Genomic DNA, 19,397 nt, shown 5'->3' with positions numbered 1-19,397 from the left:
ATTAGGAAACCCTCACAGCCGACCAAACAAGTGTGTATCCCCCAATAGAAGATCTAACAGAAAGACCATTCATTGTATCTCCATCTATTGGGATTGTTTTAGATTGACTATGGTTGTTTTCGAACTGTGATGCTCCGACAGGAGGGGTCATGTCGTCTGTTGGATCTACCAAGACATAGTTATTTCCGTTGGAATCCTCATACCCAACCTTAATATGATTATTCTGTGCATTACCCTTACGATTTCCTGAACTTAAACCAACAGTAGTAAACTCCCATGTTTCACCTGCTGGAACACTAATAGTATACCATGTGTCACTTGACGTAATTTCTAAATCGCCGCTCGTTCCTTCTCCTATATTCATAATTTATTGCCCATTACCGTGTGTTTTGCTGAGTGCGATAAACCTTTTTTCTGCTGCTGTAGTTCCGAGATCATTAGCATCTTTTCCGTCTACTTTGTCTGCTATTAGTCCTGAGTTTTTTCCGTCGTTGCCTGCGTGCCAGGAGATGTTTCCTCCTATTGTTGTTCCGCTTGCTAGTGTTGCTCCTGTTTCAACTTTTGCAGGTTTTTGTTTGTGGCTTTTCTTGTAGTGGGAATGTATTTTATTGGTTAGGTGGGTGTAGTCTGGTTTTTTCTCTGTGTTTTTGATTTTTTCGGTTTCGAATTTGACTTGTGAGTCGGTTGCAGCGTTTTTTACGCATTGTGCGCATACAACCTTTTTTTGCTTGCCCAAGACATCGTGGTGGTCTATGTAGCCATAGGCGCCTTCAAACTCTTGGAAATCAACTACTCCAATGTATCTAGTATCATCTGTCTTTATCTGCACTACAGGATCTACTTTATCTCCTACAAGTTCTCCAATTAAACAGGATGCTACTTTTTCATTAAGATCAAAGTCTTGCTCAAGTTTTTCTACTGCCTCTTCTCTCTCAAACATCTCTCCCTCATGTTGATGAAACCATTCAGCAACATCTCTGACATAATTGTCTATATCTACGTTATCCTCCTCTACTTCCTCAAACACATTTTCAGCAGCCTTCATAACACGACCTACAATCAACCATTAGGTAAACTACTTATTAAGCTTTTCCAGCAGACTATTTACACTCAAAATTTCATCGGCATAGCAACTTTACCATTGCCACTGTTAGCTCCTACACGGATTGAAGAATCAGTTAAAGAAGAATATACATAACCATCTCGGCATCCAAGAGTCAGATAAAATGTCGTAGTACGAGCAGATTAAGGGAGTGAGCAGGTGCTACTTGGTCGATAAATCTATCTGCCATTATCATACTATTTGATTTGAAACCAGTAACCTCCGATAGGCACTGGTAGCTGAAGGCATCTGTCAGGTAACGACTACGCAGCCAAAGACAAATAACCATGAGCGACAGGCAGCCCGAAACGAGACGCGCCTGTTAACTCAACACCCGACGGCGACCTACACGAATTGGAGTAATTAACTCTGAGCATTATCTCAAGCAGTATGCTTCAAAACTAAAATCATAGTCTCCGTCGTCAAGAGGGTCTGGCTGAACTACAACTTCTAAAGTGCTGAACGATGACGAGAACGTGGGGTCTGCGGTGGTAATATAATAGTTGCCCGAACTCATCTCGTCATGCCACCGAGTGATCCCCACACTTATCGAACCATCTGGTCTGGGTACTTCAGTTACCTCAAATGACGCATACCCAGGACCGATGTCAGCACCGCTTTCGGCCACATCAACCTGTCCGAAGAACTCTGAAGTACCCGCACCTTCCGCGTGGTTTACATAATCCCATGAATCCACTCCTGGAGACCGCGCCCCCAATTTTGCATCAATATCGGAGGCGTTCTCAAAGGTTAAGACTCTTTTTGTGTAACCGCTGCCGATATCGAACGTATAGACATCAGGATCGTCGTCAGAGCCGATATACCCGCTCGCACCGTCCGAGGCGATAAGTTGATACCCTAAATCATTCTGCGAGGCATAGTTTTCGGTATGCGACCCGTTTCCGTGATCCTGTGGAGAGTGGCTTTGAACTTGCGAGGTAGTATTACCTTCAAGCTGTCCAGCGTTGTCAGCATGGTCGGCGTTGGGAACGTCGGCGTTGTTGTTGACCCAGTTTCTTGTTGCTGCGCGGTTTCCTCCTATTGTTGTTCCGCTTGCTAGTGTTGCTCCGGTTTTTATTTTTTCTATTTTGGTGTTGTGGTGTTTTTGGTGGTGTTGGTTTATTTCTTCTTTTAGTTTTGTGTAGTCGGGGTTTTTTTCATCTTGTATTTTAGTTGATGATGTATATTTTACCTGTGAGTCTTTCTCTGAGTTTTGTACGCATGTTGCGCAGACGGCTTTCTTTTGTACGCCGTTTATATCGTGGTAGTCTAGGTAGACGTAACCTGCGTCGAATTCTTCATAATTGATTATGCCTATGTAGTTTCCTTGGGAGTTGTTTATCTGTGCTACAGGGTCGACAATGTCGCTTGTCAGTTCTTCAAGAACTTCACTGACAAGTTCTGGTTCAAACTGAAGGTCGGAGCTAATTTTCTTCTCGGCTTCACTTCTCTCAAACATTTTTCCTTCCCTTTCGTGGAACCACTCTGCAACATCCCTGATGTCATCGTAGAGTTGGTCCTCTTCACGTTCTGCTTGATTAATTACTTCCGCAGCGTTCAAACCCATAGGAATATTTTATCAGTTTAGAATATTAATGTTTTTCTTAGGTTTGCATTGAGTTAATAGGAGTTTTCTTTCCCAAAAATTCTTGAAGTTAACCTGCTACTCTAAGATAAAAAATTTAACCTCTGTGAAGACACAACCAAAAATCTGTATTCCTACAACAACTCACTGAACTCGCCTTTAGTGTAAACTGTTCCATCACTGCTCTGGATAACCCTTTGATCCCGGCGAGGATCAGTCAAATTATACAACGATTCAATCTCCTCAGCAGTCAAAGCACGGTTGAAAACCTGAGGTCCTAAGAGTAGGGTTATCCATCAGATTTTAATATTTTGCTCGATGAATAACTGTCATGGTAACTGCAAATATAACCTCGAGACTCAATAGGATAGAGGATGAGATAAGGAAGATAAGGTCAGAGGTACAGTCGAAGGAGTCGTTTGAAGAGATGGCTGGAGCCTGGTCTGACTACGAGACAGAGGAAGGAGAAAGCCTGGAAGAAATGAAAAATGAGATTTACGAACGCAGAGAAGGCGAGTCCCGGCGATTCAACTGATGAAAGTTTTCGACACAGATGTTGTCATCGATTTTCTACGCGGAGACAAAGAAACCGAGGAGTTTATCCAAGAGTTTGAGGAGGAAATAGCTATAACCTCTATAACACTTGCAGAACTATACCACGGCGCCGAAAAATCAACCAAGACAGAAAAACACTTGGAAGACGTTGAAGAGTTAGCACAATACGTTAAAGTTCTACATACTACAGCAAAAAGCTCACATATCTTCGGAAAGAAAAGAGCCGAACTGGAAAGACAAGGCAACAAAGTAGACGACATGGACCTGCTAATCGCATCCATAATACTCGCCGAAGAACTCGAAATAGTGACAAGAAACACCTCACACTTCAACAAAATAAAAGAACTCGAAGTCCATAAACCAAAAGAATTCAAAAAATAACAATATCACCGCCTAAAAATCAAGATTCTTACAGCTACAACAACTCACTGAACTCACCCTTACTGTAAACAGTTCCATCTTTTCCTTGGATCACTCTCTGACTTTGTCGAGGATCAGTCAAATTGTATAGAGTTTTAACCTCCTCAGCAGTCATATTCGCCGGATTATATCTTGGGTCTGCTGTACAGCGCTAAAGTTATTAAATATTGCTAACTATTGTTAGGTTTATGACAAGTGCCAGTACTTCTTTCAGTATACCCGAAACTATGAGGGATGAAATTGATGTTCTCGTTGATTCTGGAGAATATAGTTCCAGAAGCGATGTCATGAGAGATGCATTCAGAACTTTCCTGAGGAAGAACCCTGAGAAACGGATCAGGATAACGGTAGAGCTCTACAAAAGTAAGGATATCTCACTTATGAGGGCTGCCGAACTCGCAGAAATGGACCTGGAAAACTACAAAGAAGAACTCAAGGAGAGAGGAATAAACATAGAGACCAGAGAAGGCGGCGAGGAAGAGAAAGAAGAAGTTGAAAAGAGGCTGTAAAAACCGTATGCTTATAATCGATACAGATGCAGCCAGTGTCTTAGCCAAAGGCGAACTTGTAGACGAAACACTAAAACTATTTAAGAACCACAAAGTCGTCATTACTCCTAAAATTGAAGAGGAACTCGAAAAACCGCTTGAACACGGCTACAAATACCCAAACAAAATATTCGATAAGTTAGACACTGAAACACCTGCCAAAGAAGAAAGAAAACAGTACAGAGAACGATTCAACGAACAATCAGTTGACAAGGGCGAACTTGAAGCCATCACAGTAGCAGAATCAAGAAACGCAATATTCTTCACGATGGATCAAGCCGCCGCCAAATACGCAGAAAAACAAGAAGTACAGACAATAGCCTTCAACAACCTCGCCAAACTACTAAACCAAAAAGAAATAATCTCTAAAGACGAACTCAAAGACTCAATCAAAACAATAGAACGAAAAGACAACCGAAAAATAAACACAGACAACATACTCAAAGAAAACTAAAAAACCAACTGCTACAACAACTCGTTGAATTCGCCTTTAGTGTAAACAGTTCCATCTTTTCCTTGGATCGCTCTTTGATCCTGCCGAGGATCAGTCAAGTTGTAGAGAGTTTTGATCTCCTCTTCGGTTAAGGCACGGTTGAAAATTCTTACATCTTGGATTTTTCCATCTAAGTATTCGCTGCTGTTGCCTCTGCCTATAAAAGGATCTCCCCATGATATACTGCCGTCGGTATCTAAGGTGTTAGATCCTTTCTCGATACCATTTATGTATAAAACCACATTTGAACCTCTAACTACGCCTGTAACAAATAGCCATTTACCTTTTGATATTGAGGTAGATACGATTGTAGAAGACGAAGCGTTATCTGGATAGACATAAAACAACTGCTCATTGCTATCCATATCAGCATACAGAGAAGATTGAAAAGTAGGTGACTGACTTGAAATAACAGCATTTCCTAAGCTTCCAGACCCTCCTGACGCATCAGAATCATATCTTACCCATGCACTAAATGTCAGATTATCGAAAGTAAAGCTTCCAGAACCTGAAATATAACTACTTGTACCATCAAAACTATAGGCGCTCTGCCCCAGTCCAGAGGTAACTGTGGCGCCGTTGTTGGTGCCGTGGTTGCCGTTGCCGGAGTAATCCCGGGTGTCGCCATCCAGAGGCCAGTAACCGACAAGGGAATCAGCGCCAGGCCCTATTTCGTTGAATTCGTCCATTGAGTAAATGCCTGAGGATTTTACGCCGTTCCTCTTTTTGTATTCTGATTGTGTAAAGATTTTTGGGTCTGCTATGTATGCATAACTGGTGCTATCAGAGTTGCCGAAGAACTGTCTGAAGTACTCATCTCTAGAATTTTGACCATCATTTCGGAATACATACTTTTGGTATTCGGATGTGCTTGGTGAAGGATATTGTATGTTTTCAGAGCGGCTCCAGTCCGGAATGTTGTTTCCCTTAGCCCAGTACACTAGATAAAGATAATTTCCTGAGCCCGAGTTACTCCAGTCAGAGGTCTTGACTAAATTAGTTAAGAAATTCTCATAGGAATCGTTCTCCCTAGCATCGACCTTGTAAACATTTTCAAACCCGTCCTGAGCTCCTAATACCTCTGTATCTGAATTTACGCCGCCGGCAAAATCATCAAATTTATTTTCTGCTTCATGCAATTCATGTGAATGAAGATTACCGCCACCATCAATACTGGCTCTCTGTTTGTAGAGTTGCTGGATTTCTGATTGGTTGAGTGCCGAGTGATAAATTCTTATATCATCCATTTCTCCCGTAAATGATCCTCCGGACCCTGTATTGAATGAATCTGCTTCACTGTAGTCGCCGATAAAACCATATCTCGTCAAGTTCTGTCCTATGGCATTACCGCCTGTGGATGCTGTTCCATCTACCTCACCATCTAGATAAAATGTAACAGAACCATGGTCATATACGAAGACCACGTGATGCCAGTTTCCATCTGTTACATCTGTATTAGCACTGATATCTGATACGCCGTTTTCATCAGCTAATCCTATATCTATAGCGTTGGAACCTGTACTTCCTCCAACTCCAAAACGCCAAAACTCACTTCTATCCCATGAATTAATTACCTGTCCACTAGAATCAACTTTAATCCATGCGGACAAAGTAAGTTCAGGAAGTTGACTGGCAGAATCATAATACAGATTTTTCACAGGAATCTTGTCTCCTTCAAAACTGTAAGCACCAGATCCAATCTTCGAATTTTCAATCCAGGTAGGAGTATCTGAATCCAGAGGACCATGATTGCCTTGACCGCTACTATCAACTACTTTATCTTTCCGTGTTCCTGCTACAAATGGTGTTGCATGGTCTTTAGTTTCTATCTGTACGCCACATAGCTCCAGCCACTGTTGGTCTGTTGAATAAGCCCATTTTAGACCAGGTTGAAAGCCGTCAGAATAATCCTGAGTTATTTCAACTGTTATCTCAAACCTGTGCCAAAGTTCATCATCCTCCATCGTGATAGACTTGCTTCCTTTAGTATCCCAACCATCTGACACCCAGTTTAACCCGGCTAAATTTTTCTGGGTCGCACCCGATTCTAATCTGTACCACCCTGAATATGTTACATGATCTCCTGATGATAGACTGACAACTTCTGTATTATCATGCATTCCATGCCACTGATCATCCGAACCTGTTTTCTCTAAACGAACAACCTCGGGATAAGGGGCAGAATTATCTTCTTTAGTCACTGTATTACTAGAAGCATTTCCCTTCCAACCATAATCCATGTCAGGCTCCTCTAACCTACTATCCTTAATTATGTTCTCAGTATACTCGGCAAAATCATCAAACTTGTAATGCAAAACTTTCGCCCTTGAAAGCTGCTTTACTTCTTTTTTTGATAGTTTATGATCGTAGAGTCTTACATCATCTATCTTGCCTTCAAAGTGGTTGCCGCTTATATCTCCATCTCCTTCAGTGTTTCCTCCAATAACATAGGGGCGATTTGCTTCAGTATTATGGGTGCTGCTAGTACCGACAAGTTCGCCATCAAGGAAAATCCTTGCTTCATCGGACCCCACATCTACTGAGAATGCTAAGTGATGCCATTGATTCACGCTTACAGAGAAATCGGGTAGACCTTTATTACTGGAGGACTGTGGTGATGACTCATTCTGGCTTAATAAGACAGTAGCATATTCCGAGTAATCGCGTGATATGATACGCGCCCCTCCATTACCGGATGTAGTAGTAGATTTAAACCAGAGTGAAAAGGAATAGTAATCTTCATACTCTACGAAATCACTATGGCGAATCAACTCTACACCGTTGGAACCTCCACTAGTATTGTCATAACAATCTCCAATTTTCCCATTTGAATAAGAAGGACTGCCTTGCTCATAACCATTATAACTTCCTATAGAATCCTCAGCACTGCCATCTAACTTCCACCAACCAACTAGACTCATAAACCAGAATCAACCCGTATAATTGAAATCCAAACTATTAGTATCAGAGTTTTCCACAACCTCAAAATTACTGGTTTTAATTTTATTAGAACCAACATTCAAATCCGCGTTCGTCAATTCCAACGTGCCAGGTGCGCTGGTCGACGTGGTGTAACTTAGAGCAGTGTTGCCCATTGTTTTATCATGTAACAACGCTCTTGAGGTTTCATCAGACTGTCCGTGTAGCATATATCCGTATCCGTCACGGATGTTGAACAGAGAGTTCCCATTCCCATCCTCGATACTCCGACCAGTGGCGAGGCGGAGATTTGAGTTCATTATCTCTACGGGTGCGCTACTGGCGTCTATTAGTTGATTGCTTCCTGACCAGACTTCTAGTCCGTCTGAGGATTTGATGTCGTAGGCTGAGACTGATGGGAGCATTGAGGCTGCTCCTAGGCCGAGTGCTCCGGCTCCTAGTTTTTTCAGGAATCCTCGGCGGGATACTTCCTCTTTTTCTTCTTTGGTATTTTTTTCTCTTTGTTCTGTTTCTCTGCTTGATACTTGTTCTACTTTTTCTTCTATTTTTTGTTCTATAAGCTGTGAGAGTTTTTCTGCTTTCTCTTCGTCTTCCACAATGTCTTCTATTTCGTCTTCCATTTTTTATCAGCTTTTTAAAGTGTTTTCAGGAGTTTTCAGCATCTGTTTCCGGCGCAAATTTCGCCATTTGACGATGTTAGGCTTTGTCCGTTTAGATCTATGTTGTTGGTTCCTGCACTGTTTCCGTTGCTCAGTGTTTGTTGAAGGTTTTGGCTGCTGGAGGTATCGCTGTCTTTCACGCAGTTTCCGTTTCCGTTGACAAATTCGTCTGCACCACAGTTTTGAAGTCCTCCTATATTGTTTATGGAGTTGCCTTCAAGGTCTAGATCGCCTGCTTTTATTGCTACGCCGGTTACAGTTCCTGATTTTTGGATGAATGCAAGTTGTTTCTCACTGTTCACGTAACCTGCTATATCATTGCCGGAATTGTCAGTCCATCTGACATCGTTAATATTGTTTAGGTTAGCGTTGTTGGCATCACTTCCTCGACTTAAGACTTGACCAAGGTTCTGAAGTTCGTTTGTGCTTGAAGTATCTCCATCATCTGCGGCTTCATAATTTGAGACACAGTTGTCACCTCCCTCAAGAACTTCATCACTTCCACATCTCGTGGCAGCGTCTGTATTGGCTTCGTATTTGTCGGTGAAGGACGTGCTTCCTCCGTTTTCTATTGGAATTGTTACTGTACCACTGTTCCTTGATGTGTCTTGTAGGTTTTGATCATCAGTACTTCCAGGAGGTTGGTCGCTGTTGCTCCAGTCGATATTTTTGATTGGGTTATTGCTCATATCCAGTGGTCCGTACATATTGTCTCCTGATTTTCTTAGGGAGCCTCCTTGAGTTCCTCTATCCCCGTGGAGATACATGTTCCATGAGCTGAATCTTATGTCGTCGGTATATTCAGAGTTTCCGTCCAGTGTGGTTCTGAGTTGACAGGTCTGACCATCTCCTTTCATGTCTATTATGGTCTTTTTGCCTTTAAAGTTGGAGTTTTGGTATATGGTATCCCAATATTCGTTTCCGTCTCCACAGGTGTCGTCTCCTCCGGCATGGTATCTTTCGACTTTGACGTCTGAAACATGTCTACCGTACTCGAAGTAAAGCATCATTTTGCCGAAGTCGTTGGAAAATGAGTATGTGTTTGCTTTGTTAAAATCTATTTTGATTTTTACAGGCAGATCTGCATCGTTGAAGTCGCATCCTGAATTCCACTGATGATCGAATAAATCTTCTAAGCTTCCTGAACGACAATTAGTGTTGGATGAAACACTCCATTTTTCATCGGCACCAATGAAGTAATTATTGTAATGACCAAGTATAACCGGGTCACTTATCCATGAGAAAGGAGATATTACAGCGTTTTCTATACTGTTATCTTTCAGATTAAGATCTCCTGTCATGGCATCGCCATTACGGTTTAGGTATCTTGAGTCTGTGTCTCCTGTGTCTATTCTGTATTGGTTGTTGTTGAGGTATAGGCCCCATGCCGGGTTGTCTAGGTCTACTCCGTCTACTTTTGTTGGTGCTAGGATTGGGTTGTTATTGTTTAGGTCTAGTGTTCCGTTGACATTAATGTTTTGTGATCCTAGAGGTGTTATTGATTCTATGTTTTGTAGGTCGGTGGCTGTGGCTATTCCTGTCAGTATTAGAAGTGAGAAAAGTGTTGTAAGTATCTTTGTACTTTTTGGTTTCAAGGATATCTGTTCCTGTTGAATGTTTTTTGGTTGCTGGTTTAAACTATTTTTCTTGAGTTGGAGGTGTTTGATGGTTGAGAGTGTTTTTACTGGACTATTATGGATCCTGATATTTGTTCTGCAGTGGTTTCTGCGGGTTTTGCAGTGTAGTATGTCAGTGAGTTAAGGTTTGTTGTTTTGGAGTCTTGGGCGGGTATCTGCAGGTTTTCTTTTTCTGATTCGAATACTATCTTCATTTTGTAGTTTTCTTTGTTTTGGAATTTTATGTTTTCTTCTGGCGTTATTGATGGTCTTGATGGCTTGGCTACACCATTAGAGAGTTTGATTGTGGTGGTGTTTCCTGCCTTGTTTTGTTTTTCTGTTTGGTCGGTCTGCCCGGTTTTTTCCTGGATAGGTTTATCTGTGTTGTTTATTGTGTTTGTTATTGGTGTTGCTAGAATTGTTCCTGTTGCTACTGTTGCTATGACTATGATTATAGCTAGCCTTGGTTTCCATTCTTTCTTTATCTCTTTTTCGAGTTTTTCGGTTATTGTTTCGCTTTTCTGTATTTTTTGTTTAATTTCTTCTGTATTGTTTGTCGTTTTTTCATGGTTTGTTTCTTGTTTTACTTCGTCTACTATTGATGGTTTGTAGCCTTCTTCCAGAAGTGCTTCCTTGAGTTCACGAGGATTCTCTCCGTTTCTCAATTCTTTTTCGATCCATTTCCGGATGTTTGAATCCTCCATAATTCTTTTGTGTCAAAGTTCGAATAAAAAATAGTTCCTTGTGTTCAAGGAGTATAGATACTTCCCTTAATTGTACGTCCATCATCCAATGGGTCGGCATCATAATAAGTGGTTCTGTTAAAATTCCTGACCACAGAACTACCGGGTTGAATGCTGAAAGAAGAGATATTCCTGTCAAAACTTACCTTGAACGAATGTGACGCATTGTTCCTGAATTTAACAGCATCAGTACGGTTGATTGTAGCTGTTGCCGGATTGGCAGAGACTTTTCCCAAGGTTACTGTTGCAGGTTCTTCTGATGTTTTTTTGTCTGTGGCAAATGGCTGAAAGTATAATCCTAGAAATAAAGCTGTTAATATGGTCGAAAGGATTATCACTTGTTTAACACGGATTTCAGATGCTCCTTCAATACCCTTCTCTACACCTAAAGATATTTTTCTGATTTTATCCTCAGAATTGATGGAGATACTTGAACTAACCTCCTCTTCTTCAACTTCATCTACTATCGAAGGATCATAGCCCTTATTCTCTAAAGCTTTCTGTATTACTTCACGTGATTCCCCTTTATCCAACTGCTGCTCAACCCATCTCTTCAGCTTTCTATCTACCACAGACTTAAATTTGAAGATTTAGGATAAAAAATCCCATGATATCTCATTTGACTGAAACAAACAAAGATGATAACTTCACTATTTTTTATTTGCTGATAAGGACTATTAATTCCTGAGTCAATGATAAAATTAATACTTGCTCAAATATCTGATCCTTATTCCCAGATAACACTGCTCGTTTGAACAATTCTGATCAAAAAAGTATTCTACCCGACCACCTTATCTTTCATCTCTGGATCTCACCTATTTTCTGGATTATTTTAGCTATTACTTCCTGTCTAATTGCTGTGAATATGAGTAGTAGTGCTGATATCAATCCTAGTCCAATCTTCACTTCATCAGTTTTTGACTGTATCTTTTGTGTGGTTCCTTTGTTGTATACTGTGTGGTATACTTTTTTTTGGCTTGTGTAAGCCGTGTGGATGTTTCCTATGTGGTCGATTTCTATGTCGTTGTACTCTCCTGTTTCTGAGCCTTGTTTTATTGTTTTGGTCGTCCATTCTCCATCTTTTTTCTTTGCATATTTTAGACCTGTTCCTTCATCGTGGTATACTAGATGTGTAGTATTTCCTTTTGATGTAAGAGCTAGTCTTGTGAAGAATGCATCACCGAATGTCCTTGAATCTTGGTCTTTGTAGGTTATCTGTTCTGTTTCGGTGTCTAGGTATGCTAGTTGTTCATCGCATCGTTGATCTGTGTCGATGTCGAGGTCTGATTTTATCTTGGTTGAGGTGTTTTCTGAACTCCAACCTCCGTCGTATTCTCCTATCTTTAACTGTTCAGAGTTTCTGCCTGTATAGGCTACTTTTATCGTGTTCCCGCATTTCGATGTCTCTGTATACCATCCCTGTCCGTCCTCAAGTATTTCTTTGCTCCATTCCTGTTTTTTCTCAGCCATTTTCAGCCCTTGAGAAGGTGAGTGGTAAAATATTACAGGTTTGCTTTGGTGGAAGTTGAGTGAGGAGTACATTCCTACGGAGGTTCCACCTCCTACAACATTATCGACTTCTGTCCTGTTCCATTCACCGTTCTGCCTATTTGCGTAGTACAGTTTTTCATTTCCTAGGTCTCCATCTTGGTATGAAATCGACGGTTGACCGCTCTTTGACTCCAGTGATGGATACATCCCTGTCTCTGATCTATTATCTATTACCTGTGTATCCCAGTTCCCCTTTCTCTGAGCTGAGAAATCGGTGATTGAGGTCGAGTAGCTTTTCTCTGCCAGCCTCAACCCTGTGTCAATCGAGTCTACATATGCAATTCCTACATTGCTTCCATAAGAATCTACTTCCACAAACTTCCCATAAGTATCGTTGGCTACTACTTCTGTCTCCCAGCTCGGTTCTGGCGGCGTGTACAGCAGTGAGACTGATGTGGCGATTATTGCTGCTGCGGTTGCTGCCTCTAAGACCCCGTATTTCATTTTTTAACTCATCGAGATAAGCATATTGATTTTAGAGGTTTTTTCTGCTGGTTCTAATGCTTTTCCTATGATTGAGCCTGTGCATTTTGTCAGGTCTTGACACTTCATAGCCTTACCGGCAGCGGAGGATGTTGTTAACATGTCTCCTGGTTTAATTTCTCCGTTCTCCATCGTGACTTTGACCGGTACTGTTCCAGTCATAGCGATCGGTACCCCGTCTCTTTCCTTAGCCATCACCATTGCTGGATCGGTTGAAACTACTCCTGCAACCATTCTATCATGTTTTCCTTGAGTCTTGTCAACACTGTTATTACCTGAGATAGTTACCACCGTACCAGGTTCTAGCTGGGATTCATTGTTGATCTTCTCGGCAACATCCGCTCCAGAACCAACAATATCTCCACCGACCTCTACATCGTTCTCAACCCAGACATCACCGCCATCAACACTGGACTCACCAGTACTGTAAGAACCAGCAATCAAGTTGTTCGACTGTGTAATACTACCACCTCTAACCTCCTCATTATTCAACTGGATATTACCAGAACCACTACCATCAATATCAATATTACCAGAACCAATACTCGTTATAGCCTGACTACCAGCATCATTACCTTCAGACAGCACCTGGCTTAAAGTCTGCGTAGCCCCGGATTCAGCATCTCCAGTCTGAGCATCAACATAATCCTTCGTAGCAGCATCAGTCCCAGAATCAGGAGTCTCCAGGTTCCTGATATCATTAGAGTTCATGTCCAGATAGCCATTAGGAATCTGAATATTTCCATTCGGGCTCACATCCAGCAAATTATCTCCATTAGAATTTCTCACCTCTAAATCATGGTAACTCTCGCCACCACCTTCACCGTCTATAACCAGCCTCATATTCCTACCTGTTTCCATCCTAATATCGTTCCCCTCATGTCCAATATAATCATCGTTAGTGAAACTAATCATGCCTCCGTTACGGATATTTAGGTTTCCGTTTGGAATCTCAATGTTCTGACTGCCATCGAATCTGATTGCGTCTGTTCCATCTGTCTGAATTTGTCCTTCAGAATTCAAGTCAAGATAGTTCAGATTGTCTACATGATGTCCTTGCATGTTGAGGCTTCCGCTCATTGAGTCTCCTGATTCATCAACGAATAGACCGCCGATGTCGTTTCCGTTTTCTTGGATTGTTGAGGCGTTTATCGTTCCTACATTCTGTACATTATTGCCGCTCATATCAAGGGCTCCCGTCATGGTGTCTCCACCTTCATTTACGTATGTGTCATCGGCTGTTCCAGTGATTGATTTACAGTTGTAGGTACCATCCGAGTTAACACTTTCAACTACTTCATCAGAGGCACAGTTACTGCCGAAGAAATTATTGATTAGATTAGAATTCATATTTAGACTACTTTCTATACTTACCAATTGAGAATTATCATCTTGTAGGCGAAGAGCATTACCCTGACTATTTATAGCTAAAGCTCCTCCACTATATTCTCTAATATAGCCAGAATCACCATTGTTACTGAAGCTTATACCTCTAGCATCTTCAATTTCATTATCAGATATGTTCAGAGGTCCAGTCATTGTATCTCCGCTCTCATCCACAAAGTTACTGTCGGATTCTGTTTCTGTGTAGTATCGGTTGTCTAGGTTGTAGCTGTTTTGTCCTGTGACGTGTCCGTAGCCGTCAAAGTTGAGGTCTTGGATGATGGTTCCTCCGGAGTTGTCGATGTTTCCTATATTTGATGTGTCTGCGTGGCTTAGTCCTGTGCTTCCTCCTAGGTTGGTTGTTCCTCCTCCTGATAGACCTGAGTTTGCGTTGATTGTTATGTCTGTGTTTGTGATTTCTGAGTTGTCTATTGCGTTGTTTCCTAGGGTTATGTCTTGGAAGTATCCTGTTTTCCATCTTCGGCTGGAGCTTCCTACGTTGAATGTGTCGGTGTATCCTGATGGTGGTAGGAGTGATCCGTTGATGTTTAGGTTGGATACGTCTGTGTTCTGTACATTTCCCCAGACGTCGAGGTTTCCTCTTATCTGTACATCGTTTTGGTATGTCCATTGGTTTGCTGTTATTGTTTCGTCAGTGTTTTTACGTGGTACTAGGGTTGTGTCTATTTGTACTTTGTCGGAGTTGGTTGTGATTCCTGTTCCGGTGTTTACTGATAGGGCTGATCCGCTTCCTCCAGATAGTCCGTCTCCTGCTGTGGTTGAGTCAAGTTCGTTTATACCCACTGAATTGGTTGAGAGCTTGTTTTTTGATATTGCTCCTGAGGATATCTGGTTGTTGTTTACGATGTTTGTTCCTTCTAGGTTTGTTATTCCGGTTATTTCGTTGGATTTTAGGTTTAATTGACCGTTTACTTGGGCGTCTCCGTTTACATCTAGGGTTGCTGAGGGATTACTTGTTGCTAGTCCTAGTCTTGTTTGTGAGTTGTTCCAGTATAGGTTGTTGCTGCCTGTGATGTTTTCTCCGTCTATGTAGAAGGCGATTTCTCCTTTTTCTCCGCCTCCGCCTACTGATCCGCTTGGATCTAGTGAGACGCAGTCTAGTGTGTCGCCGATTACTCTTACTGCTTCTTCGGGACCGCAGCCGTTTGGATAGTCTGTTAGGTTAGCCCAGCCTAGGTCCAGTCTTCCAACGTTATTTATCCGGTTTTCGTTCATGTTTAGGTTGCCGTTGGGAATTTGGACATCTCCGTTTCTTCTTATCCATAGTTCGTTATCTCCGTTTTGAGTATCTCTGAACTGTATTGAGTCGGTTCCACTATCATATCGTATAGCATAATTTGATGACTTCAGATTGAAGCTGTTAGCTTTGACGTTGTTTGAGATATCTAGGTTTCCGTTAGGTATTTCTACGTTCCCCCCGTCTAAGGTGAGTGTGCCTTCTTGATCAGTTATCTTGTTTCCGTTGAGGTATAGGTTGCCGTTCTGGATTTGTTTTTCTCCTGTTTCGTTGACTACGAAGAGGTTGTCGCCGTTGCTGTCTTCTATTATGTAATCGCTGGCAGTTACTGTTGCTGTTAGTGCGATTAAAGCTAAGGTTAGAATTGTTTTCTTGTTTTTCATTGTCCTAGGCTCACCACTACGTTTCCGTTTGAGTCTACTTTCATTTCTGTTCCTGCGTTTTGTACTGATGCTGTTCCGTCGACATCTAGGTCTTCTTGTGGATTAGCTGTGTTGATTCCTGCTTTCCCTACATCTTGTAGTTCGTTGCCGCGCATGTCTAGATTTCCTTTCAGGGAGTCTCCTGACCTGTTGACGTATACATCCGATACGTCGTTTGCGATGCTGACACAGTCAAATGTGCCGTCATTGTTGATGTTTACTACTGTTTCTCCTGATGGACAGGCTGACCCATAGTAGTTTTTGATTTTATTGCTGTTTAGATCTAGGTTTGCATTCTGGATATCTATATCTGATTTGCTGGAGTCTGCTGTTATCTGAAGCCTCTTTTTTGTGCTTCCTGAGTTATCCCCTGTGTTTACTGTGTACTGCCCTGTGCCCCCGGCATTTATTGTTACTGAGTCATCTGTTCCATCTCCTATTGGTATTGAATTGCTTGAGGTGGAATCAACAATCGAGTTGCCCTGAAGATCGAGGTTTCCCCTTACAATTTCAATCTTTGAGGATCCTAGTTCTGTGACTCCTGGCTCTATATTTAGTTCGGAGTTTCCAGAACCTTGTCGGGATATTTCAATTCCGTTGCCAAACTGACCGAGTGTGTAATCTGTTCCATCCCCTCCTCTTATCGTTAAACCGTTGTTTTCGATGTCGAGATCGCCGTTGGGAATTGCCACTTCTTCATTTGCTGTTCCTGCCGTCAGTATTTGGGTTCCATCTTCTTTCTCTAATACCACTCCGTTTGATGCTTCTGACCTGAGTGTAAGGTTTCCTGAGCCTTCTACGCTGTTTACTTCTTTCAATATGTTTCCTGTGGCGTTGATATTTGCTGTGCTTGTTAAGCCATCTACAGTTATTCTTTGAGAGTTATTTAGCTTGTTGTTACCTATTGAGCTTGCTATTATTTGGTATCTGTTGTTTTTTATCGTCAGGGATTCTGCAGGATTGTCTAGGTCTACTCCGTCTACGTTTCCCGGGTTTATGAGGTTGTTGCCTGCCATGTCTAGGTTCCCTGATGGCAGGTATACTGCACCGTCTATTTCAAGTCTTCCTTCTGAGTTTCTCAGTTGGTTGCCGTTCAGGTCTACTGGATCTAGTACGTCGATTTCGTCGCCTCCGCCGTCAATTGCGTAGACATCGCTTATACTACCGTTATCAAGGTTTACATTTCCTCCTGAAGTATTCAGAGAGCCGTTTATACTGAATCCTGACTGAAATTTAAGTGTATCTACATCTGAAATGTTGTATCCGTTCAGGTTGAGGTTTCCTTTTAATGTGTCTCCTTCGATACTGACTACGTCTTTCCACCTGGCAGCTGAGTCTCCTGTTACGGATGCAGGATCGGCTAGATTAGTTATCTGGTAGCCGTTGGCGTCAATATTCTTAATCAAAGTATTGTTAACTTCTACTGCAGTGTCTAATCCTCCTGCTGGCGCACATTCGAATGATCCGTTATTATATACGTCTTTTACTGCTTGGTCTTCTCCGCAGGATTGGTTAAAAAACTGTCTTATCTCGTTGTCGTTCAAATCAATGTGGTTGTAGAAGTCTATCGGCTGGTCTGATCTGAAGTCTATCTCAGCTGAAGCCGATGTTACTGTTGCTAAAATGAGTGCTGAAATCAGTAGTTTACGCATCTTAAGTATACACTTGTGAGTAATTTGTTTTTGTACACATTTTATACTTTTTGAGAAGGAAAGTGTCGGTAGCTACTTTAGCAGGATCTTCTTTTCATCATCATTTTTGGGCATCAGTTCGGTCAACCGAAGTGTGCCTGCCATGAAGCTTTCGTTAGAGTTAACATATCCCTCAATGTCTCCACCTTTTTCCTCACATTTCACGCCGTAGCAGACCGAATCAAAACGGTTTGTTCTCAGAGTACCCCTCATGCTGTCCCCACTGTAATTAAGATATTTTTCAGGCTCGGTTGCGTTGCCTCCTTCAGTTATACCACACCCTAAACCTACACATATCGTTTCATTCGTTGGTTTTACTGAAGCATCTACTTCAAGGTGCTCAATACTATCGCCTCTTGTACGGATAAGAGAAAGAAATCTTTTAACCAGTTCATAAGGTGCAGATATCTCAATTTGTTTCTTCTGGCTCTGAAGAGGTCCTTTATCAAAGGTTATCTCTGCATCAAAAGTATCACAGCCCGATGTTCTCTCGACATCTCCTATTTTATACGCAATTTCCCCGCCAGGAGAGATTTCCCGAGGCTGTACAACAGTCAAGCTGTCCTCACTCCCTTCAAGCCTTATAGACTCCACCTGAAGTTTCTCCCTAGTATCACTGTCGAAAATAACCTTCAATGTGCCGTTCTTATCAGCTCCAACTTGTTCAATTGCCAACCCTCCGGTTCTGATATCGCCGTCAAGCTGAACATTACAACCAGTATTCAAACTCGGATAAAGTGCCGCCCCTGCAACTGTGACTGCTACAGCCATCCAGCCATAAGTAGCTAAGTACTCAACACCCGACTGTCCAAGCCTACTACTCATCAACAACCTAGAATTAGATTCACTCGTTTATTTAACTCAGTCATCCAACCATCTTCTCAACATAACGACCAATCGGATCCGACTCCAAATTCACTTCGTCACCCTCCTCTTTCTCGGAAAGATTAGTGACCTCCCAAGTCTCCGGGATGATAGTCACACAGAAAGAATCCTCAGTCACCTCAGTAGTCGTCAGAGAGATACCTTCCACCGTGATGAAACCTTTCTCAACAACATAGTTACTCATGCTCTCAGGCAGCCCGAAACTCATGTTCCATCCTTCTTCAAGTTCTTCTACTTCGAGGACTTCTGCTACTGCCTCCACATGGCCTTGTACCTGGTGGCCTCCCATCCGGTCACCGGCTTTCAAGCTTCTCTCCAGGTTTACTTCATCCTCTTCAGAAATATCGGAGAACCAGGTCTTATCCAGAGTTTCTTCAGCTAGGAAAAAATCCAGAGTTGAATCAGAGAATTCTTCTACGGTGAGGCATGCACCGCTGACGCTGATAGAATCTCCCTTAGAGACATCTTCCACAACTTCTTCCGCTTCGACTGTTATCCTTTTTCCTTCACCTGTTTCTCTGACTTCCCGTATTTTTCCGGTTTCTTCTACCAGTCCTGTGAACATGGAAAAGTTTTCGTCAGGGAAGGGTTAAAGAAGTTGCCTCGGAAAGATTTAGGCATGACAGCGCAACACAGAGTAGTCGTAAACGGGATAATAACATGCCAAGGAGAAATACTGCTAGGGAAAAAGAAAGAGGTTGAAGGCCATCCTATAAGCGGCGAATGGCACTTTCCAGGAGGACATCTAGACGAGGATGAGGAACCAGAAGAAGGAGTAGTCCGCGAGATTAAAGAGGAGACAGGACTTGATGTAGAAGTCCATCAGATCGTGGATGCGACTGCCAACACCTGGAGAGATACAATAGACAAACCGGTTCAAATCATGTACCATGTCGAAGCTGAGAATAAAGATGCAGAAGCAATGGACGATTTAGAAGAGGTCAAATGGGTCAACCCAGAAAAACTGAAAGACAGTCTAGACCCTGAGTCATGCAAAAAAGTGAAGAACCGGGAAGAAGTGGAGAAATTCCTGAAAAGAATTGAGAAAGCTCCTTACTAGGCT

18 protein-coding genes are annotated in these 19,397 nt (G+C 42.1%); 5 read left to right on the top strand and 13 right to left on the bottom strand.

Translation table 11 applies throughout. From position 1 onward, the window contains the following. Nucleotide 1 precedes the first annotated feature (1 nt). The 3 genes from LC1Nh_RS02170 to LC1Nh_RS02160 form a co-directional block, all read right to left on the bottom strand. Nucleotides 2-364, bottom strand: a complete 363-nt coding sequence (locus tag LC1Nh_RS02170) for a hypothetical protein (RefSeq protein WP_153550070.1) — start codon at nucleotides 362-364, stop codon at nucleotides 2-4. 3 nt (nucleotides 365-367) lie between these two features. After that, entirely contained in the window at nucleotides 368-1,045 is a 678-nt protein-coding gene (locus tag LC1Nh_RS02165) for a hypothetical protein (protein ID WP_153550069.1), read from the bottom strand. 433 nt (nucleotides 1,046-1,478) lie between these two features. Then, nucleotides 1,479-2,669: a hypothetical protein gene (locus tag LC1Nh_RS02160; RefSeq protein ID WP_153550068.1), complete on the bottom strand. Its 1,191-nt coding sequence runs from the start codon at nucleotides 2,667-2,669 to the stop codon at nucleotides 1,479-1,481. A 349-nt stretch (nucleotides 2,670-3,018) separates the two neighbouring features. On the opposite strand from LC1Nh_RS02160, the gene LC1Nh_RS02155 reads away from it, so the two are divergent. From LC1Nh_RS02155 to LC1Nh_RS02140, 4 genes are all read left to right on the top strand, one after another. Next, nucleotides 3,019-3,222 carry a peptidylprolyl isomerase gene (locus tag LC1Nh_RS02155; RefSeq protein WP_153550067.1) on the top strand — a complete coding sequence of 68 codons (204 nt, stop codon included), beginning with the start codon at nucleotides 3,019-3,021 and terminating at the stop codon, nucleotides 3,220-3,222. After that, nucleotides 3,222-3,623: a type II toxin-antitoxin system VapC family toxin gene (locus tag LC1Nh_RS02150; protein ID WP_153550066.1), complete on the top strand. Its 402-nt coding sequence runs from the start codon at nucleotides 3,222-3,224 to the stop codon at nucleotides 3,621-3,623. Before LC1Nh_RS02155 ends, LC1Nh_RS02150 begins: the two co-directional genes overlap by 1 nt. A gap of 227 nt (nucleotides 3,624-3,850) precedes the next feature. Continuing rightward, a complete protein-coding gene (locus LC1Nh_RS02145) occupies nucleotides 3,851-4,171 on the top strand; it encodes a UPF0175 family protein (RefSeq protein WP_153550065.1) in 321 nt (106 codons plus the stop codon). A gap of 7 nt (nucleotides 4,172-4,178) precedes the next feature. Further along, nucleotides 4,179-4,664, top strand: a complete 486-nt coding sequence (locus LC1Nh_RS02140) for a PIN domain-containing protein (protein ID WP_153550064.1) — start codon at nucleotides 4,179-4,181, stop codon at nucleotides 4,662-4,664. A gap of 11 nt (nucleotides 4,665-4,675) precedes the next feature. Here LC1Nh_RS02140 and LC1Nh_RS02135 read toward each other — a convergent pair whose 3' ends face one another. The 10 genes from LC1Nh_RS02135 to LC1Nh_RS02090 form a co-directional block, all read right to left on the bottom strand. Continuing rightward, the gene (locus tag LC1Nh_RS02135) at nucleotides 4,676-7,624 is read right to left on the bottom strand and encodes a LamG domain-containing protein (RefSeq protein WP_153550063.1); all 2,949 of its coding nucleotides are present in this window, start codon (nucleotides 7,622-7,624) and stop codon (nucleotides 4,676-4,678) included. Between the two features lie 9 nt (nucleotides 7,625-7,633). Continuing rightward, the gene (locus LC1Nh_RS02130; RefSeq protein ID WP_153550062.1) at nucleotides 7,634-8,263 is read right to left on the bottom strand and encodes a twin-arginine translocation signal domain-containing protein; all 630 of its coding nucleotides are present in this window, start codon (nucleotides 8,261-8,263) and stop codon (nucleotides 7,634-7,636) included. Nucleotides 8,264-8,298: 35 nt separating this feature from the next. Then, nucleotides 8,299-9,897, bottom strand: a complete 1,599-nt coding sequence (locus LC1Nh_RS02125; RefSeq protein ID WP_153550061.1) for a hypothetical protein — start codon at nucleotides 9,895-9,897, stop codon at nucleotides 8,299-8,301. An 86-nt stretch (nucleotides 9,898-9,983) separates the two neighbouring features. After that, on the bottom strand, nucleotides 9,984-10,622 hold the full coding sequence (locus LC1Nh_RS02120) for a hypothetical protein (protein ID WP_153550060.1): 639 nt from the start codon (nucleotides 10,620-10,622) through the stop codon (nucleotides 9,984-9,986). 44 nt (nucleotides 10,623-10,666) lie between these two features. Then, nucleotides 10,667-11,233 carry a hypothetical protein gene (locus LC1Nh_RS02115; RefSeq protein WP_153550059.1) on the bottom strand — a complete coding sequence of 189 codons (567 nt, stop codon included), beginning with the start codon at nucleotides 11,231-11,233 and terminating at the stop codon, nucleotides 10,667-10,669. Nucleotides 11,234-11,459: 226 nt separating this feature from the next. After that, nucleotides 11,460-12,656: a hypothetical protein gene (locus tag LC1Nh_RS02110; RefSeq protein ID WP_153550058.1), complete on the bottom strand. Its 1,197-nt coding sequence runs from the start codon at nucleotides 12,654-12,656 to the stop codon at nucleotides 11,460-11,462. A gap of 3 nt (nucleotides 12,657-12,659) precedes the next feature. Beyond that, nucleotides 12,660-15,719 (bottom strand): hypothetical protein, encoded by a 3,060-nt coding sequence (locus tag LC1Nh_RS02105; RefSeq protein ID WP_153550057.1) that lies wholly within the window; start codon nucleotides 15,717-15,719, stop codon nucleotides 12,660-12,662. Beyond that, complete coding sequence (locus LC1Nh_RS02100) at nucleotides 15,716-17,410, bottom strand: hypothetical protein (RefSeq protein WP_153550056.1); 1,695 nt, start codon at nucleotides 17,408-17,410, stop codon at nucleotides 15,716-15,718. Before LC1Nh_RS02100 ends, LC1Nh_RS02105 begins: the two co-directional genes overlap by 4 nt. Nucleotides 17,411-17,482: 72 nt before the next feature. Beyond that, nucleotides 17,483-18,274 carry a hypothetical protein gene (locus LC1Nh_RS02095; protein ID WP_153550055.1) on the bottom strand — a complete coding sequence of 264 codons (792 nt, stop codon included), beginning with the start codon at nucleotides 18,272-18,274 and terminating at the stop codon, nucleotides 17,483-17,485. Nucleotides 18,275-18,314: 40 nt separating this feature from the next. Beyond that, complete coding sequence (locus LC1Nh_RS02090; RefSeq protein ID WP_153550054.1) at nucleotides 18,315-18,899, bottom strand: riboflavin synthase; 585 nt, start codon at nucleotides 18,897-18,899, stop codon at nucleotides 18,315-18,317. Nucleotides 18,900-18,953: 54 nt separating this feature from the next. Here LC1Nh_RS02090 and LC1Nh_RS02085 point away from each other — a divergent pair, with 54 nt between their 5' ends. Further along, the gene (locus tag LC1Nh_RS02085) at nucleotides 18,954-19,394 is read left to right on the top strand and encodes an NUDIX hydrolase (RefSeq protein ID WP_153550053.1); all 441 of its coding nucleotides are present in this window, start codon (nucleotides 18,954-18,956) and stop codon (nucleotides 19,392-19,394) included. The last annotated feature ends 3 nt before the right edge of the window (nucleotides 19,395-19,397 follow it).

This window comes from Candidatus Nanohalobium constans, from assembly GCF_009617975.1.
Taxonomy (GTDB): Archaea; Nanohalarchaeota; Nanosalinia; order Nanosalinales; family Nanosalinaceae; genus Nanohalobium; species Nanohalobium constans.
Note: the sequence above shows the minus strand (reverse complement) of the source record. Positions and strands in the feature narration are given on the sequence as shown.

Excerpts from the sequence above, each read along its gene's own strand:
- LC1Nh_RS02110 (WP_153550058.1), bottom strand. The coding sequence starts at position 12,656 with ATGAAATACGGGGTCTTAGAGGCAGCAACCGCAGCAGCAATAATCGCC.
- LC1Nh_RS02105 (WP_153550057.1), bottom strand. The coding sequence starts at position 15,719 with ATGAAAAACAAGAAAACAATTCTAACCTTAGCTTTAATCGCACTAACA.
- LC1Nh_RS02140 (WP_153550064.1), top strand. The coding sequence starts at position 4,179 with ATGCTTATAATCGATACAGATGCAGCCAGTGTCTTAGCCAAAGGCGAA.
- LC1Nh_RS02130 (WP_153550062.1), bottom strand. The coding sequence starts at position 8,263 with ATGGAAGACGAAATAGAAGACATTGTGGAAGACGAAGAGAAAGCAGAA.
- LC1Nh_RS02145 (WP_153550065.1), top strand. The coding sequence starts at position 3,851 with ATGACAAGTGCCAGTACTTCTTTCAGTATACCCGAAACTATGAGGGAT.
- LC1Nh_RS02090 (WP_153550054.1), bottom strand. The coding sequence starts at position 18,899 with ATGTTCACAGGACTGGTAGAAGAAACCGGAAAAATACGGGAAGTCAGA.
- LC1Nh_RS02160 (WP_153550068.1), bottom strand. The coding sequence starts at position 2,669 with ATGGGTTTGAACGCTGCGGAAGTAATTAATCAAGCAGAACGTGAAGAG.
- LC1Nh_RS02155 (WP_153550067.1), top strand. The coding sequence starts at position 3,019 with ATGGTAACTGCAAATATAACCTCGAGACTCAATAGGATAGAGGATGAG.
- LC1Nh_RS02120 (WP_153550060.1), bottom strand. The coding sequence starts at position 10,622 with ATGGAGGATTCAAACATCCGGAAATGGATCGAAAAAGAATTGAGAAAC.
- LC1Nh_RS02085 (WP_153550053.1), top strand. The coding sequence starts at position 18,954 with ATGACAGCGCAACACAGAGTAGTCGTAAACGGGATAATAACATGCCAA.
- LC1Nh_RS02165 (WP_153550069.1), bottom strand. The coding sequence starts at position 1,045 with ATGAAGGCTGCTGAAAATGTGTTTGAGGAAGTAGAGGAGGATAACGTA.
- LC1Nh_RS02170 (WP_153550070.1), bottom strand. The coding sequence starts at position 364 with ATGAATATAGGAGAAGGAACGAGCGGCGATTTAGAAATTACGTCAAGT.
- LC1Nh_RS02095 (WP_153550055.1), bottom strand. The coding sequence starts at position 18,274 with ATGAGTAGTAGGCTTGGACAGTCGGGTGTTGAGTACTTAGCTACTTAT.
- LC1Nh_RS02100 (WP_153550056.1), bottom strand. The coding sequence starts at position 17,410 with ATGCGTAAACTACTGATTTCAGCACTCATTTTAGCAACAGTAACATCG.
- LC1Nh_RS02135 (WP_153550063.1), bottom strand. The coding sequence starts at position 7,624 with ATGAGTCTAGTTGGTTGGTGGAAGTTAGATGGCAGTGCTGAGGATTCT.
- LC1Nh_RS02150 (WP_153550066.1), top strand. The coding sequence starts at position 3,222 with ATGAAAGTTTTCGACACAGATGTTGTCATCGATTTTCTACGCGGAGAC.